Raw genomic sequence first — 15,807 nt, 5'->3', positions numbered from 1 at the left:
GCACGCCGACGGTCGCGCGGGGCCGGTTCCTCGCGAATGCGGTGCTGCGACGACTTAACGCCCCCGCCCGCACGCACGCCAGGCCACCCTCAAGGCCCCGCGCCCGGGCCGGTCGCGTCCGACAAGTCACGCCCCTGTCACTTCGCGCGGGCATCGTCGTTTTTCCGCTGTTTTTGCGCCGTTTTCCCGCACCTGCGCACGCACATGCCGATGAAGTCTTAAAATGGCGGTTTCGCGCGGCGTCGGCCGCCGTTCCCCAAGAAGCCAGTGAGATCGAGATGAGCACGAAAGTTTTTGTCGACGGACAGGAAGGCACGACCGGCCTGAAGATTTTCGAATACCTGTCGCAGCGCGCCGACGTGGAAATTCTGCGTATCGACGAAGCGAAGCGCAAAGATATCGAAGAGCGCCGCCGTCTCATCAACGCGTCGGACGTCACGTTCCTGTGTCTGCCCGACGTGGCTTCGCGCGAATCGGCTTCGCTGGTCGAGAACGAGCGCACGGTGCTGATCGACGCGAGCACCGCGTTCCGCACGTCGCCGGACTGGGCTTACGGCCTGCCGGAACTTGCGCGCTCGCAGCGCGAACGCCTGCGCACGGCCAGGCGCATTGCCGTGCCGGGCTGCCACGCGTCGGCATTCGTGCTCGCCATGCGGCCGCTCGTGGAAGGCGGCGTGGTCGCGCCGGAGTTCGACGCGCATGCCTATTCGATTACCGGCTACAGCGGCGGCGGCAAGAAGATGATTGCCGACTACGAAGCCGGCGGAAACAGCAAGCTGAAGAGCCCGCGTCCTTACGCGCTCGGTCTCACGCACAAGCATCTGCCGGAAATGGCGGCGCATACGGGCTTGAAGTCGGCGCCGGTTTTCACGCCGATCGTCGGAGATTTCTACAAGGGTCTTGCGGTCACGACCTACTTCTCGCCGCGTCAACTGGCGAAGAAAACCACGCCGCAAGAAGTGCAGGCGCTGCTCGCCGAGTACTACGCGGGCGAAGCGTTCGTGCGCGTCGCGCCGTTCGACGCAGAGGCGAATCTCGACGGCGGCTTCTTCGATGTCCAGGCGAACAACGACACCAATCGCGTCGATCTCTTCGTGTTCGGCACGGCGGAGCGCTTCGTGACCGTTGCGCGTCTCGACAACCTGGGCAAGGGCGCTTCGGGTGCGGCGATCCAGTGTATGAATCTCGCCATCGGCGCCGCCGAGGAAAGCGGTTTGAAGCGATAACGAAAGTTTGAATAGCGCGGCAATGTGCCGTTTGCAAGCTTCACGAAAGCCGGTCTTTAAGACCGGCTTTTTTGTTTTAAACCCCCGCTGCTCGGATCGATTGAAAGATAATCAGTAGTAGCCCGCATTACTTTAAAAATCGAAAACAGGCTGGGCAGAATTTTTAAGGTAACTTTTCCCGTCGACGACCCGCGCGGCATACTTTTCCGCCTGGGGAAACTCCGGATTTTTTGTCGAACGGTCGTTCGAAGATCATGGAGCCATTTTGCTCCAAGGCTTACCAGTCAAGGGCGTGCAAGGAAACAACGACGAGCCGCCTCGCATCGCAATCTGCGTTTTTGTTTAAAAGGGCCGGTAGCGCCCGCACACTGCGCGTTTCGCCAAAATGCCGCTGTTTGAATCGTGCTTTTTAGACGGCTCATTCAATTGACATGCATTAATCGCGCGGCGAAATTAGCTCGCACAAATACATGAAGGGAGACAGCAGCATGGCGGACGCCATTATTCGAGGTTTGGCAGTGGCTATTGCCACGACTCCGTTTCTTATTGCTTGCGGCGGCGGTAAATCCGATAACCCGGGGCCGATCAACGCGCCGCAATGCTCGGGGTCGAGCTGCGGCGTACAGGGTCCGCCTGCTTCCAGCAGCACGTCGGCTGCGCTGTGTCCCGCAACCGCCGACATCGTCAAAAGCACGTTTCTCGGCGGCGCCGGCAGCGGCGAGGTCGTCCAGCTGAATATCAATGCCACCGCGATGACTTACACGCTCAAGTGGCTGGAATCGCCGATTCCGCTGCGCACCGGCACGGTCACGCCGACACGCGCGGGCACGCAGATCACGGGCGCGGTAATCCATCCGCCAACCGGCACGCTGCCGACCGCTGAGCAAACGCGCTGCGCCTTCATTCTCGGCGCCGGCACCGGCACGGCCGCTGGCGACGGCCAGCCCTACACGACGCCCGACTTCACCAACAACCCGAATCCGCCGATGATCTTCGTCGGCCAGGGCGTAGCGGGCGGCGGCATTCCGGGCGCGACGATCCAGTTCGACGGACTCTCCGTTCCGCTGATCGGCTCGGGCATCGGCGCGGTGCCGAACCGCCACTTCGACTTCTACCCGTTCCTCGGCTTCGCGAGCACGACCACGGACATCACGAAGCTGCCCGGCACCTACAACGGCCTCCTGTATCACCTCGCGCCGTCCGGCAACTATTCGACCGTCGCGACCAACACCGTCGAAACCTTCGACGCGAGCGGCACCTGCACGAGCAGCAACGCCGCGAACCCGAACTACTCGCCGAATGCGGGCGGCTGTCTGTCCACCGGCAATCCGTGGACCCTGAACAGCAGCGGCTACTTCGACAGCCAGCAGGCGCCGCAGATCGTCCAGCAGTTCCAGATGCCGCTGATCGGCGCGACCGGCAAGTCGGCCACGGCGCACATGGTGCTCGGCCAGATCAACGGCGCGACCGTGCCGCTCATTGTGCGCACCGGCTATATCAACCTCGGCACGGCGCCGCTGCATCTCGACGCCAAGGTCGACGACGAATCGGGCATCGCGATGCTCGCCGCCGCGACCCCGCTTGCCTCGGGCGGCTTCGACGGCGGCTACGTGGGCGCGGATTCGAACTTTAAGTACACCGCGACGCTGATCCAGGGCGCCGTCGGCACCTTCATCAATCCGACCACCTCGGCGGCCGAAAGCGGCTTCGGCCTCGGCTACGGCCTCGCGAGCCCTGGACTCGTCGGCGTGCAGGACACCAACGGCAAGACCGGCCTCGCGATCGCGTCGGGCGGCCTTTATGCCATCGAAGTCCAGGGCGCCGAGAACGGCGGCATCGCCCCGACGTCGGCCAATTCGGATACACCGAGCACGCCCTATTTCGGTATTGGAGCGCAAATCAGCAAGTAGTCCCTGGAGCACACGCAGTTCGCAGTACGAGACATAAAAGAGCAAGCGGTGGCTGGACAGGGAGCCGGCCATCTACAACGAAAAAATTCTGGAGGCGGTATGAAATGGAGATTTCTGTCGGTGCTCGCATTAGCGGCACCGTTGCTCGCGGCATGCGGCGGCGGAGGCGGCGGCAATGGCGACGGTCCGGTGACGCAGGTTCGGCTGTGTCCCGCGACGCTGGACTACAACACGGTCTACACGGGCGGCGGCGGCGACGGCGAACTCGTCAAACTGCAGCTCGACACGACGAAGATGACCTGGCAGGTGACCTACGTGGAATCTCCGATTCCGGCGACCACCGGCACGGTCGTGCCGACGCGCGCCGGCCAGACCGCAAGCGGCACGCTGACACAGGAAACCCTGCTGCCGACCAACAAGCTCAACCAGTGCGCGTTCCGGCTAAACGGCGCGAGCCTTGACCCGAATCGCCCGGCGCGTATTTTCGTCGGCGAAGGCGTGGCGGGCGGCACGATTCCGGGCGCCGAGATTTCGTTCGGCGGCATTCTCGGCGTGGGCGCGGTGCCGGATACCAAGTTTCCGTACTACCCGTTCATCGGTTTCTCGTCGATTGAAACGGATCTTGCGAAGGTGGCCGGCACCTACAACCAGCTCGGCTATCACCAGGTGCCGTCGCAGAATTTCATGCCGGTCGCCGTGGATACGAAGATCACGATCAACGCGGACGGCACGTGGACCGAATGCGACAACTCGGGCGTCAACGCGGGCAAATGCCAGCAGCCGGGCAGCAATTTCGCGCAGGCGTCCGACGGCAGCGGCGCGTTTCAGACCAACAATTTCCAGGGACAGGCGAAACCCACGCTCGCCACCACGCCCGAAGCGCGCGGCTACATGATCGTCGGCAAGCTGCGCAACCAGCTCGTGCCGATTCTGGTGCGCACCGGCGCCGCGAACTCGTCGGTGACGGTGCCGCAAAACGGCGCGCTCGGCCCTTACGCCGACGACGAATCAGGCATCTCCATTCTCGCGCCGCAAAGCGCGCTGGCGGTCAACTCGCAGAACGGCGAGTACATCGGCGTGGATAGCCAGTTCGACTATCGCACCACCGCGCTCGAAGGCACGCAGGCGACGCTGCTCGATCCGTTCAACCCGTCGCAGGCTTCGCTCGCGACGGCGCTGAACCTCGACTTCACGCAGACCGTGCCCGGCGTGGTCACGACGACGCACGTGGGCGCGTCCACGGGCAATACGCCGACCGGAAAGATGATTTTCACGGGCGGCGTGTTCGGCTATCTCGATCTGACCAACGCGGCCTCGCCGTATTTCACGATCGGCGCCTTCGTCCAGTAACCGGCGCGTTCCGCGCCGTCCGCACGCAATGAGGCGTTCGTGCCAGGGCGTTCGTGCCCCGGGCGTTCGTGCCCCGGGCGTTCGTGCCCCGGGCGTTCGTGCCCCGGGCGTTCGTGCCCCGGGCGATGGTGCCCCAGGCATCCGCGCTCCCGGGCATTCATGCACCGGCTTCCGCCCGCGCTTGCAGCGCGGCGGCCGGCGCACCGCCTGTTCCGCGCGCGGCTCCGCGGTCTACCCGCAGATGCCCACCGCGCGCGCATTGCGCCGGACGGCCGCTCAAGGAGAAGCAACACCATGAAAAAGATCTGTCTTGCAATACTGGCCGCGTGCCTCTCACTCAGCGCCCACGCACAGCACGCGGGCGACAACGTCGCGGTGCTCGGCTGGTTCCACGTCATGCCGAAAGATTCGAGCACGCCGCTGACCACCAACGTCGCGCCGACGCCGATCAACACCCCGCTGCGCCTGCCGAACTCCTTCACGTCAGCGGGCACGAGCCTCTCGACGAACACCGCCAATACGGTCGGCCTCGTCATGAGCCATTACCTGACCGATCACATTGCGGTGACGACCGTGGCGGGCGTGCCGCCCGTGTTCAAGATCTACGGTCACGGCACGATCAAGCCGCCGGGCCCGGCGGGCGCGCTCGGCCAGCAGAATATCGGCGATCCGCAAACCAATCCGATCGTGAAAAGCGTGCGCCAATGGAGCCCGGCCCTGCTCTTTCAGTACTACTTCAATGCGCCGACAGCAAAGTTCAGACCGTTTGTCGGCGTCGGCGTGTCGTACAACTGGTTTTCCGACATTCAGCTGAGCCAGAACTTCGTGCAATCGACGCAGGAGAATCTCGGCGCCATCCTCGCCGCCGGCGCAGGGAAGCCGGGCAAGACGCAGGTGTCGGCGAAGGCGTCGTCGTCGTGGGCGCCAGTGTTCAATGCGGGGCTCGCGTACAACATCACCGACCATTGGGGTCTCGTGGCGTCGGTCACCTACATTCCGTTGAAGACGACGTCGTCCGTCATCATCAAGGCGGCGGACGGCACGGAACTGGGCGTGTCCAAAGCCGAACTGAAAGCCGACCCGATCATTTCCTTCCTCGCGGTTTCCTACAAGTTCTGAGCGAACAGCAACACTGGCAACCCTGCGGCATACGTGCTGCAGCTTCAGGCACAGTAAGCCGGCGGTCCTCCCAAGGGCCAGCCGGCTCCGTGTTTTTGCAAGACCGGGGAAATTTTGGGCAAAAAAAAGCCCGCCTAAGTTGGCGGGCTGAATCCATATCAGAGGAGACATGGAGGAGACAAGACGAACTATAGCAAATGGTTTGGTGCGACGCAACATGAGAATCAGGGTTGTCCCCTCTTGTTGCGAATTCGCCACATGTGCTTGCTGGGCATGATGAGCGCCGCCAGACCCGTTAATGCCGGACGAGCGCCATCATGGCGCCAAAGCCGACAAACACGCCGCCTGTCAGCCGATTGAACAGACGCGCCACGCTGCGGCTCCTGAGCCGCGTACCGATGCGCGTGCCGAACCCCGCATACACGAGATACCAACTCACTTCGATCACTGCGAACGTGGCGACAAGAATGCCGAACTGCGGCAGCTTGGGCAGCCCGGCGTCGATGAATTGCGGCAGCAGCGCGGCGGCGAAGAGAATCGCCTTCGGATTACTGCCCGCCACCAGAAAGCCGTTGCGAAACAACGCGAACCGCGAATGGGCCGGCTTCGCGGCCAGTTCCTCGACTTGCGACGCGGCGGCCTCGTCGGCGGGTGCGCGCCACGCCTTGATGCCGAGATAGACGAGATAAGCCGCGCCCATCAAACGCAACGCGTTAAAGAGAGCCGGCCACGCTTCGAGAAATACGCCAAGCCCCGCCGCCGATACCGCCAGCATCAGCACCAGCGCCGACAGGCAACCCGCCATGGTGGCACCGGTGCGGCGCAGGCCGTGCCGCGCGCCGTGCGTCATGACGAGCAGCATGTTGGGGCCGGGAATGGCGCACACGACAAAGACAGTGGCCACAAACAGCCACCAGGTATGCAGACTCATCACATCACCGTGTAGAAAATGGGACGGCCATTATCGCCTGTTGCGCGGCCGCTCGCGCGCCGCGCTTGCGGCAAGGCTCAGCGGCCGGCGCGGCGGGCCGCCACCTGGCCGAGCACGGCGAAGTCCTTCTCGCCGTCGCCGTGCGCGACCGCTTCGATCAGGCTGTCGCGGACAACGCTGGCAATGGGCAGGGGTGTCGTGACTGCGTCGGCCGCGGCGAGCGCGAGGCGCAAGTCCTTCAGTCCCAAGCGGGCCTTGAAGAGCGCCGGCTCGTAGCTGTTTTCCGCGATCATCTTGCCGTAGCCCGCATAGACGGGTCCGGGGAAAATGCCGCTCGTGATCACGTCGAGGAAATCCTGGATCGCGAGACCGTGGCCGGAGACGAGCGCGGCGGCTTCGCCGAGCGTCTCGACGGCCGCGCCGAGCATGAAGTTCGCGGCCAGCTTCATGACATTCGCCTGTTGCGGCAGCGAGCCGATGCGCCAGGTTTTCTGACCGATCGCGTCGAACACCGGCTGCACGCGGTCGATCGCCTCCGCCGGGCCGCCCGCGACGATCGTCAGCTTGCCCGCCGCGGCCACGTCGGGCCGGCCGAGCACCGGCGCCGCGACGTAATTGATGCCGCGCGACGCGTGCGCGGTCGCGAGTTCCTCGGCCAACGCGACCGAGATCGTCGCCATGTTCACGTGAATGAGCCCGCGCGGCGCATGTTCGAGCAACGACGCCGTCACGACCTCGCGCAGCGCGGCATCGTCGGCGAGCATGGAGAACACGGCGTCGCCGGCAAAAGCGTCGGCCGGCGTCGCGACGATTCGCGCGCCCGCGTCCGCGAGCGCTTGCGCGCGCTCCGGCGAGCGGTTCCACACGCGCACCTGGTGTCCCGCTTTCAGAATGTTTGCAACCATCGCGGCGCCCATCTCGCCGAGACCGATAAAACCGATGTCCATCTGTGGCTCCGTCTTCTAAAGATGTGGAAGTAAAGCACACCCATGCGACAGATGCAGGAAAACGCGGCAACGCGGGCACGCGAACGCGGTGGCAGGGGCGCTCGCCGCCCGGCAGGCAACGGCGCGCAGTGCGATACTGCGACGATGGTCACCGCGACTTTCCGCTTCTACGAGGAGCTGAACGATTTTCTCGCCCGGCCGCTGCGCCGGCGCGCGTTTGCCTATGCCTGCGCGCGCGACGCGACCACGAAGCACGCAATCGAGGCGCTCGGCGTGCCGCATACCGAAGTCGAGCTGATCCTCGTGAACGGCGAGTCGGTCGGTTTCAACCATCTGCTCGCGGACGGCGACCGCGTCGCCGTGTATCCGAAGTTCGAGGCGCTCGACATCCGCCCGCTGCTGCGCGTGCGCGAGCGGCCGCTGCGCGTGGTGCGCTTCATCGCGGATGCGCATCTCGGCGGGCTCGCCCCGCTGCTGCGGCTGGCGGGCTTCGACACGCTCTACGACAACCATTTTCCCGACGCCCACATCGAAGCGCTGGCCGCCGCCGAAGAGCGCATCGTGCTGACGCGCGACCGCGAACTGCTGAAACGCCGCGCCATCACGCACGGCTGCTACGTGCGCGCGCTGCGGCCGCGCGAGCAATTGCGCGAGGTGTTCGAACGGCTGGATCTCGCCGGCAGCGCGCAGCCGTTTCGACTCTGTCTGATGTGCAACGCGCCGCTTCGACGCATCGCGCGCGACGAAGTCGGCGACCGCGCGCCCGATGGCGTCCTGCAGCGCCACAAGCAGTTTGTCACCTGCGACGTATGCCGACGTGTCTTCTGGGAAGGCACCCACTGGCAACGGATGCGAGCGCTCATGGACAGCATGGCGGCCACGCCCGCCCAGTCCGATTCGCTCGATTCCGGCGAATGCGGCGCGCCCGGCGCTTCGGCCTGAAACGCGCCGCGGCGCGCTCGCCCGACACAACGCCGCGTGCGTACAATGCGGGATTACTTATCTGTCAGAGGCCTGACGTATGGCGATGAAAAAAACCGACCTTGAAAAGAACAAGGCGCTCAAACTGAACAACGCAATGAAGCAGTCCACTGCCGAGCGCTTCGGCAAAGCCGCGGCTGCGGCGCCCAAGGTCGATCGCCGGGAACAGCGCAAGCTCGATCAGGCGCAAGGACTTGTGGCGTTCGCGTGCAAGCTGAACGGCGATCTGGTTGCCGAGCTGAAAGAGCGCGCTGCCACGCATCCAGAAGGCATGACGGGGCTGCTGAACGAAGTCATCAAACGCGGTCTTGCGGGATAAGCATGGCTAGCGAGTGACGAGTGCCGGCGCGGCATGCGCGCTTGCTGTTCGCGCGTAGACTGCGATCGCGCCGAGCCGGCGCGATAAACCCGGCTGAATGCAAAAAGGCCAGAGCTTGAGCTCTGGCCTTTTTGCTTGCGGCGCGTCTTGAGTGCGGCTGAAAAGCCGCGCTCGCTGGCGCCACGGCTGAAACCGCGGCTAACCCGGCGGCTAAAAAGCAGGCGCGCTGGTGGCACCTGCAATCGGCCGAGCCGCGCCCGCTGGCGCCCCGCGCCTCTTAGTTCTGCGAACCCTTGTCGTTCGTGCCGGCTGCCGATGCCGCTGCCGCGACCGGAGCGCGCTTGCCGTGCGACTTCAGCTTCTTGATGTGATGCTTCTTCGGTGCGCTAGCTGCAGCGGCCGGAGCGGCTGCGTCCGATGCTTGCGCGAAAGCCTGAACCGAGACCAGCGCGATGGATGCAGCTGCGAGCGAGACGATAACTTTTTTCATGTGTTGTTCCCCAAACCTCAACGACTGAGTCAGTGTGAATGAAATAGCTGCACGGTGAAGCAGGCAGGGCTTAGGAGCCTTACCGCTCCCCGCGGGAGAGTATTACCTGGCGTAGGCGGTTTGTCATGCGCAAAACCGGATATGTATTTTCCTGGAGACAGCTTGCTTTCGACATGCTTTCACTCACAAACACCCGATATGGGGTGACGACGCGCCGCGCATCAGACGAGGTTGCGCAGCAGGCTGGCGGTCTCGAGCAGCGTCGGCAGAACGCGGTGTAGCGCCGCGTTGGCCGACTCCTGGCCGATCGGCATACTGACGCTGATCGCAGCGACGACCGTGCCGTGCCGGTCGCGCAACGGCACCGCGACGCCGCGCACGCCGAGTTCCAGTTGCTGGTCGGTGACCACATAGCCGTTGCGGCGGATTTCGCCGAGCACTTCACGCAGCCGTTCGACGGTGGAGTAGGTGTACGGCGTGAACACCTTGATCGGGTACGACGCCAGCCATTGCTCGATACTCTCGGGCGCCTGGAACGCCAGCAACACCAATCCCGCCGACGACAAAGGCGCCGGCGCGCGCGAGCCCAGCACGAAGCCGACCGCCATCGCGCGATTCACGCCGTTGCGGGCCACGTAGACCACGTCGTGTTCGTCGAGAATCGCGACGAGCGCCGTCTCCTGAAGGGTCGCCGTGATGCGTTGCAGGAAGGGCTGCACCGTGCGCGGCAGGCGCGCGGAGTCGAGATACGACTGACCGAGCCGGAGAACGCGCGGCGCGAGCCAGAAGAGCTTGCCGTCCGTGTCGACATAGCCGAGCTCGCGCAGCGTCAGCAGATAGCGGCGCGCCGCGGTGCGCGACAGGCCGGCGCGGCCCGCGACGGCGGTCGGCGTCATGCGCGCGTGTTCTTCGTCGAATGCTTCGATGATGGCCAGTGCCTTGGCGGCGCCGGCGATCCAGTCTTTGTCGTCCATCGGGTTGCCATGAGAGTTGGCCGGCTCATGGGCGGTGCGGCAGGCGCCGCGCGCGGGGCCGCTGGGTCGGAGACAGTCGATACAGTCGAACGGAAGGGCCGGCCACTGCGCGCCATTGTGCCCGAAGCGGCGCGGCCGTTGCGCGGTGATCGCGCACACCGGCGCGATGCCAGGTCGCAATCCGGTTTGCTGCCGCAAGGGACTGGCTGGATTTGCCGGCAGCGGCAAGTCACTCGAACGCCGGGGCTCGACGCCGACCCTCGGCGCATCCGAGCCCCAACAGCGTTCAGGCCGCCCGGGGATGCGCGTACAGGTGCTGGGCGTCGCCCGTCGGCGGAAACACGCACCAGCAACCGTCGTCGTGACGGAAGAAGAAAAGTCCGCGGGAGCCGTTTGCTGCCGACGTTTCAACATGGACATAGCGCCGGCCGCCCATGCGCGTGCGGCTGAATTCGGTGACGTGAACAGCCGCGGAAGGCGCCGGCGCGAGCCACTTCTCGACGAGGAAACGCAACGAGTGTTCGCTCGTGGCTCTCATGACCTGCTCCCAGCCGGTTTGTTCGCCGGTGCTTCGCGGGCCGTATCCGTGCTGTCGTCGCTTTCGTGACTCTCGCCCGAAGCCTCGTGCCGCTCGGCCGATGCAAGCGCCATCTCCCGGTTAGTGGCGGCCGCCCGGAGCGTGCTGCAATGGGCTGCATGCCGGATATCCGAAAGGAGACGGACCAATTGTCGTGCTGTTCTGCGCTTCATTCCACACCCCCGCACTGCACCAATTACTTCAGAAACCACTTTAACTCTATGCCTGGATCGGGCGTTGCCAAACCTGTTTTGACTAAATAGCAACAGTTGCGCTCGCAAAAACAGACACGCAATCTTCGTACCGTCCGCCTTCAATTTGCGCGCGACGGGCAAAGCCATCTGTACGCTCGCGAGCAAACGACAGACGAAAGCCGCACTCGCGCCGAGCGCTGCGCCTGCGCCAGTTATCCACACCGGCCTTTGCATAACGTTGGGATAGCGCATGGAACAGCCTGTGCGCCGAATCTTGATAAGGCGGACCCGGCGTCACACGCCGCAAAACTTATCCCGCTTTGGCCGTCTTTCTGCAGAACCGTCCCGCGCGGTTATCGGATTCCCATTACCTTGATGTAACGGAAGAATCCGCGGTTATCCACAGAGCGGGCTTACCCTTGTTAACTACTACTACGTATGTATACGAAGAAAGTAAACGACATAGGACAACTGCCGCTGCGCGCTGCTTTTGCAAGCGAAGCGCGCCGCGTTCCGTGGCAACGCAGGGTCCTGGAACTTAACGGAGGGCGCCGGCTTCGCTCGCGGGCGCGAGAGCGGCGGCTTTATTGATCGGGAGGTCGGGGGTTTGCGCTGCGGGTGTAGATAGAGGTGCGGTTGCCGGCGCTATTGCCGGTGCGGTTGCCGTTAATGGCGCAGCTTCCACCGGGACCGGCAACACATGCGTCTCGATGCGGTCATTGACGACGGGCTGAGTCCGCACCACCGTCTGCAGATAATGATCGACGAGACCGAAGAAGCGGTCGTAGAACTTGCCCGACGGAATCGTTTCGCTGGAGATTTTCACCATGGCGTCGCTGTTCGAGCGGATCGGCAACGAGAGCGAACCGAGCACGCTCAGCCCGACGCTCGCCGACGTATCGCTCTTCTTCAGCGCAAAGCCGTTTTGCACCGCGTTCACGTAGACGATGCTCGTACTGCTCGCCTCTTCGCCGGGCGTGCAGACCACGTGAAATTCGACGACCACGTGCGTGTCGCCAGACGGCTGGAAGTTCTTGGTCCCGTCGACGGTGTCGTTGCGCGTCATCGTCGTCAAATAGCCCTGGCTCAGCAGTGCGCGGCGCGCGGCTTCGCAGGTGTCTGTCACGCTCGAATTGAAATTGCGCGCATACGGGCTCGCGCCGGTTTCGAAGAGCTCCTGCTGGAACTTCGGCGTCGGCGCGCTGCTGCATGCGGCGAGCATGAAGAGGCCGCACAGCGAGGCGGCGGTGGTCTTGAAAAGCGAGGTAGGCATGGTCGATCAGAAACGCTGCGTAGACGAGGGGCGAACCGCGAAGGCAATGCATTGTAGAGCGGTTGTCGCGCGTGCGTAAAAAGCGCGCAGCGAAGCCGACCGTGCGCGAATTGCGGCTGTCTTCAAGATGTGACTGGGGGCAGGATCTCAGCGAGAGTGAGAAGCGCTGAGTTGATGCGTCTGACCAGGACGCGGCGCATGGCAAGAGGCTGTGAGCGCCGGCCTTCAGTTCGATGTCGCCGACAGTCCCGCCGCGCTGACGGCGCCGCTGGCGCCAGCATTGGTGCTCACAGCCCCCGCGGAAGGGACAGCAAACGCATTCGTCCAATTGCCCGACACGGCCGGGCAGCGACCGGCCACGCGCGCGTCGCAGACGCCCGCCTGGGCGTCGGCATTTTTAGCGGAGTCTTCCCGGGTGGCGACGTTCGCGAAGTCGCCCGCGCGCAAGCTCACTTTCTGCGCGTAGGCTTGTGAGCCGCCATAGCTCTTGAGCGCGGCGTTCATGTCGCCGTTTGCCGAGCGCATGTAGCCGTACAGGATCGCGGAGCCCACCTCGATGTTCGCCGTCGGCTCGGTGAGATCTTTCACGTTGCGCAAAAGCCCGCGGTGCGCACTCGGCACGACCTGCATGAGCCCCGTTGCGCCATTCGCGCCCTTGGCCTTTTCCTTGAAGCGCGATTCGATCGAGATGATGGCCAGCAACAGCGCGGGCGGTAGCGAATATTTCGACGCCGCGGATTGCACCGCATCCGAAATCTTTTCAGCCTTTTCTTTCGCGATGCCGAATTTCTGCGTCAGATACGCGGACACACGGTCGCCATTTTCCTCGGCCATCGCGGATTGCGCGACACCGAGCGAAAGCAGAATCAGGCAGAGTAACCGGCTCATGGCAAACGTCTGAGGAAAAAGTCAGCGCATTATAACCTTGCCTTAAAAATAGGCATCTAGTGGTTTGGGTGCGGATTCGGGGCTCGGGGTGGGTCGGGAAAGCCGCGATGTCGCCCAGTGCCGGGCGCCGGGCGCGTCGGCGCGCTGGAGGCGATGGTTTTGATGGGCCGATAGTTTGTCTGTTAGTTGCAAATTTGACTCAGCGGAGCACCCAGGCGCCGCGTTTCCCTCAGTGGCGAGCCTGCCCGTCTCCTTGAGATTTGAGACAATGCCGGTCGCGCCGCGACAAACCGCCGTCCGTAACAGCCGTTTGCCTCGCGGCAACCGCAGACTGACCGAACACGAGATGTCCCCAGTATGAGCAAGACCGCATTCATCCCAAGCGTCCCCGCAACGTCTGAGGACGATTTCGAAATTTCGGCGACGTCCCGACTTGCGGGCTATCGGCGCTTCTTCGGCGTATTGAAGGTGGTTCGTACGACGGACGGCCGCGTGCTGTTCCCGTTCGACGGTGCGCCGGAACTCGGGCCCTACCCGACTAAGCTCGAAGCCATCGCCGCCGCGCAGGTCTACGGCGAGCACATCGCGACAAGCGACCTCGCCCGGCCGGAGTTGTGAGCGAGCGAGGCCCCGGGACGCGGATTCCGTAGCGACCGCGAAATAGAGACGGCCGACGGCGCAAAAAAAACGCCGGCTATATAGCCGGCGTTTTTGTTTGATGCCCTAACTCAATCGCCCACGCGACCCACCCCTCACTCCACCGTGACGGATTTGGCGAGATTCCGCGGCTTATCCACATCCGTGCCTCGCGCGCAAGCCGTGTGATACGCGAGCAACTGCAGCGGCACGACGTGCAGGATCGGCGAGAGCAGACCATAGTGCTCCGGCATGCGAATCACGTGGATGCCGTCGTCGTTGACGATCTTCGTGTCCGCATCCGCGAAAACGTACAGCTGGCCGCCGCGGGCGCGCACTTCCTGAATGTTCGATTTCAGCTTCTCCAGCAGCGCGTCGTTCGGCGCCACCGTCACGACTGGCATCGCCTCCGTGACCAGCGCGAGCGGCCCGTGCTTCAACTCGCCCGCCGGATATGCTTCCGCGTGAATGTAGGAGATTTCCTTCAGCTTCAAGGCGCCTTCTAGCGCAATCGGATAATGCATGCCGCGTCCGAGGAAGAGCGCATGTTCCTTGCGCGAAAATTCCTCCGACCACGCGATGATCTGCGGCTCCAGCGCCAGCACGCTGTTCAGCGCAGCCGGCAAATGGCGCAGCCGCTTGAAGTATTCGGCTTCCTGCTCCGGGCTTACACGGCCGCGCAGCTTGGCGAGCGTCACGGCCAGCACGAAGAGCGCGACCAGCTGCGTGGTGAACGCCTTGGTGGAGGCCACGCCGATCTCGCGGCCCGCATGCGTGAGAAACGCCAACTCGGTCTGGCGCACCATCGCGCTCGTGCTGACGTTGCACACGGCCAGCGTATGACGATGCCCCAGTTCCTGCGCGTGCTTGAGCGCCGCGAGCGTATCCGCGGTCTCGCCCGATTGCGAAATGACCACGACGAGCGACTTCGGATTCGGCACCGACTCGCGGTAGCGATACTCGCTGGCAATTTCGACCTGTGTCGGAATTTTCGCAATCGACTCGAGCCAGTACTTCGCCGTGAGCCCCGAGTAGTAGCTCGTGCCGCACGCAAGAATCAGCAGGTTGTCGATATCCGCGAAGACCTTGTCCGCGCCTTCGCCGAACAGCGACGCCTCGAACGAATCGGATTGCGGAATCGTGTCGGAAATGGCGCGCGGCTGCTCGAAAATCTCCTTCTGCATGAAGTGACGATACGGGCCGAGTTCCACCGCGCCCCCGTAGGCCGCAACCTGACGCACTTCGCGCCGCGCTTCGTTGCCTTCGCGATCGGCGATACGCACGCCTTCGAGCGTGAGTTCGCACACGTCGCCTTCCTCGAGGAAGATGAAACGCTCGGTGCTGCCCGCCAGCGCGAGCGCGTCCGAGGCGAGGAAGTTCTCGCCCTCGCCGAGCCCGACCACGAGCGGCGAGCCTTGGCGCGCGCCGACCACGGTATGCGGCTCGTCCTTATGCAGCACTGCAATCGCATACGCGCCGTGCAATTGCGCGACGGCCTCGCGCACAGCCGCGAACAAATCGCCGCCATACAGGCTGTGAATCAGATGCGCGATAACCTCTGTGTCGGTCTGCGAGACAAACGTGTAACCCTTGCCGCGCAACATCTCGCGCAGCGGCTCATAGTTTTCGATGATGCCGTTGTGTACCAACGCGAGCGCATCTTTCGAGAAGATCGGATGCGCGTTGTCGGTCACCGGCGCGCCGTGCGTGGCCCAGCGCGTATGCGCGATGCCCGTGATGCCGCCGAGGTGGCTGTCGCGCACCTGATCGTCGAGATCGGCGACGCGCGCGACGCTGCGCGCGCGCGCCGGGCCGCTGTCGCCCAGCACTGCGACGCCGCACGAGTCGTAGCCGCGATATTCGAGGCGCCGCAGTCCTTCGATCAGGACGGGGACGATATTACGTTGCGCTGCCGCGCCGACAATGCCGCACATGGTCTGTTCCTATTGAGTGCTGGAATTTTGCGGGGCGCGCGTCGCGCCGCCCGCGCCT

Annotated in this window: 16 protein-coding genes; 7 read left to right on the top strand and 9 right to left on the bottom strand. The window is 64.0% G+C overall.

Features of this window, described 5'->3' with window-relative positions; all coding sequences use genetic code 11:
• Positions 1–278 precede the first annotated feature (278 nt).
• The 3 genes from argC (at position 279) to ACEN8U_RS14950 (ending at position 4,486) form a co-directional block, all read left to right on the top strand.
• The gene (gene argC / locus ACEN8U_RS14960) at positions 279–1,226 is read left to right on the top strand and encodes an N-acetyl-gamma-glutamyl-phosphate reductase (protein WP_013589859.1); all 948 of its coding nucleotides are present in this window, start codon (positions 279–281) and stop codon (positions 1,224–1,226) included.
• A gap of 488 nt (positions 1,227–1,714) precedes the next feature.
• A complete protein-coding gene (locus tag ACEN8U_RS14955; RefSeq protein WP_013589860.1) occupies positions 1,715–3,136 on the top strand; it encodes a DUF2957 domain-containing protein in 1,422 nt (473 codons plus the stop codon).
• Positions 3,137–3,235: 99 nt separating this feature from the next.
• Positions 3,236–4,486 carry a DUF2957 domain-containing protein gene (locus ACEN8U_RS14950; protein ID WP_013589861.1) on the top strand — a complete coding sequence of 417 codons (1,251 nt, stop codon included), beginning with the start codon at positions 3,236–3,238 and terminating at the stop codon, positions 4,484–4,486.
• Here ACEN8U_RS14950 and ACEN8U_RS14945 read toward each other — a convergent pair.
• A complete protein-coding gene (locus ACEN8U_RS14945; RefSeq protein ID WP_374725901.1) occupies positions 4,461–4,643 on the bottom strand; it encodes a pentapeptide repeat-containing protein in 183 nt (60 codons plus the stop codon). The genes ACEN8U_RS14950 and ACEN8U_RS14945 overlap by 26 nt on opposite strands.
• A gap of 137 nt (positions 4,644–4,780) precedes the next feature.
• Here ACEN8U_RS14945 and ACEN8U_RS14940 point away from each other — a divergent pair, with 137 nt between their 5' ends.
• Positions 4,781–5,605, top strand: a complete 825-nt coding sequence (locus ACEN8U_RS14940; RefSeq protein ID WP_015003947.1) for an OmpW/AlkL family protein — start codon at positions 4,781–4,783, stop codon at positions 5,603–5,605.
• A 295-nt stretch (positions 5,606–5,900) separates the two neighbouring features.
• Here ACEN8U_RS14940 and ACEN8U_RS14935 read toward each other — a convergent pair whose 3' ends face one another.
• Positions 5,901–6,536: a LysE family translocator gene (locus ACEN8U_RS14935; RefSeq protein WP_041745845.1), complete on the bottom strand. Its 636-nt coding sequence runs from the start codon at positions 6,534–6,536 to the stop codon at positions 5,901–5,903.
• A gap of 77 nt (positions 6,537–6,613) precedes the next feature.
• Positions 6,614–7,483 (bottom strand): NAD(P)-dependent oxidoreductase, encoded by an 870-nt coding sequence (locus ACEN8U_RS14930; RefSeq protein WP_013589864.1) that lies wholly within the window; start codon positions 7,481–7,483, stop codon positions 6,614–6,616.
• A 144-nt stretch (positions 7,484–7,627) separates the two neighbouring features.
• Between ACEN8U_RS14930 and ACEN8U_RS14925 the strand changes: the two genes are divergently transcribed.
• Together ACEN8U_RS14925 and ACEN8U_RS14920 are read left to right on the top strand one after the other, a co-directional pair.
• The gene (locus ACEN8U_RS14925; RefSeq protein WP_035486052.1) at positions 7,628–8,425 is read left to right on the top strand and encodes a Mut7-C RNAse domain-containing protein; all 798 of its coding nucleotides are present in this window, start codon (positions 7,628–7,630) and stop codon (positions 8,423–8,425) included.
• 79 nt (positions 8,426–8,504) lie between these two features.
• Entirely contained in the window at positions 8,505–8,783 is a 279-nt protein-coding gene (locus ACEN8U_RS14920; RefSeq protein WP_013589866.1) for a hypothetical protein, read from the top strand.
• Positions 8,784–9,060: 277 nt separating this feature from the next.
• Here ACEN8U_RS14920 and ACEN8U_RS14915 read toward each other — a convergent pair whose 3' ends face one another.
• The 5 genes from ACEN8U_RS14915 to ACEN8U_RS14895 form a co-directional block, all read right to left on the bottom strand.
• Complete coding sequence (locus tag ACEN8U_RS14915) at positions 9,061–9,273, bottom strand: hypothetical protein (protein WP_013589867.1); 213 nt, start codon at positions 9,271–9,273, stop codon at positions 9,061–9,063.
• A 221-nt stretch (positions 9,274–9,494) separates the two neighbouring features.
• The gene (locus ACEN8U_RS14910) at positions 9,495–10,247 is read right to left on the bottom strand and encodes an IclR family transcriptional regulator C-terminal domain-containing protein (protein WP_015003950.1); all 753 of its coding nucleotides are present in this window, start codon (positions 10,245–10,247) and stop codon (positions 9,495–9,497) included.
• Positions 10,248–10,533: 286 nt separating this feature from the next.
• A complete protein-coding gene (locus ACEN8U_RS14905) occupies positions 10,534–10,785 on the bottom strand; it encodes a hypothetical protein (RefSeq protein ID WP_041745846.1) in 252 nt (83 codons plus the stop codon).
• Between the two features lie 771 nt (positions 10,786–11,556).
• Positions 11,557–12,291 (bottom strand): DUF2242 domain-containing protein, encoded by a 735-nt coding sequence (locus tag ACEN8U_RS14900; protein WP_310104163.1) that lies wholly within the window; start codon positions 12,289–12,291, stop codon positions 11,557–11,559.
• A gap of 225 nt (positions 12,292–12,516) precedes the next feature.
• Positions 12,517–13,179, bottom strand: a complete 663-nt coding sequence (locus tag ACEN8U_RS14895; protein WP_310104165.1) for a transglycosylase SLT domain-containing protein — start codon at positions 13,177–13,179, stop codon at positions 12,517–12,519.
• 357 nt (positions 13,180–13,536) lie between these two features.
• Here ACEN8U_RS14895 and ACEN8U_RS14890 point away from each other — a divergent pair, with 357 nt between their 5' ends.
• Positions 13,537–13,797: a DUF6723 family protein gene (locus tag ACEN8U_RS14890; protein WP_013589872.1), complete on the top strand. Its 261-nt coding sequence runs from the start codon at positions 13,537–13,539 to the stop codon at positions 13,795–13,797.
• A gap of 134 nt (positions 13,798–13,931) precedes the next feature.
• Here ACEN8U_RS14890 and glmS read toward each other — a convergent pair whose 3' ends face one another.
• A complete protein-coding gene (gene glmS, locus ACEN8U_RS14885; RefSeq protein WP_310104167.1) occupies positions 13,932–15,749 on the bottom strand; it encodes a glutamine--fructose-6-phosphate transaminase (isomerizing) in 1,818 nt (605 codons plus the stop codon).
• Positions 15,750–15,807 lie beyond the last annotated feature (58 nt).

Origin of the sequence: Paraburkholderia phenoliruptrix (assembly GCF_047325075.1) — a bacterium.
Taxonomy (GTDB): Bacteria; Pseudomonadota; Gammaproteobacteria; order Burkholderiales; family Burkholderiaceae; genus Paraburkholderia; species Paraburkholderia phenoliruptrix.
This window is presented reverse-complemented; position numbering and strand designations above follow the sequence as displayed.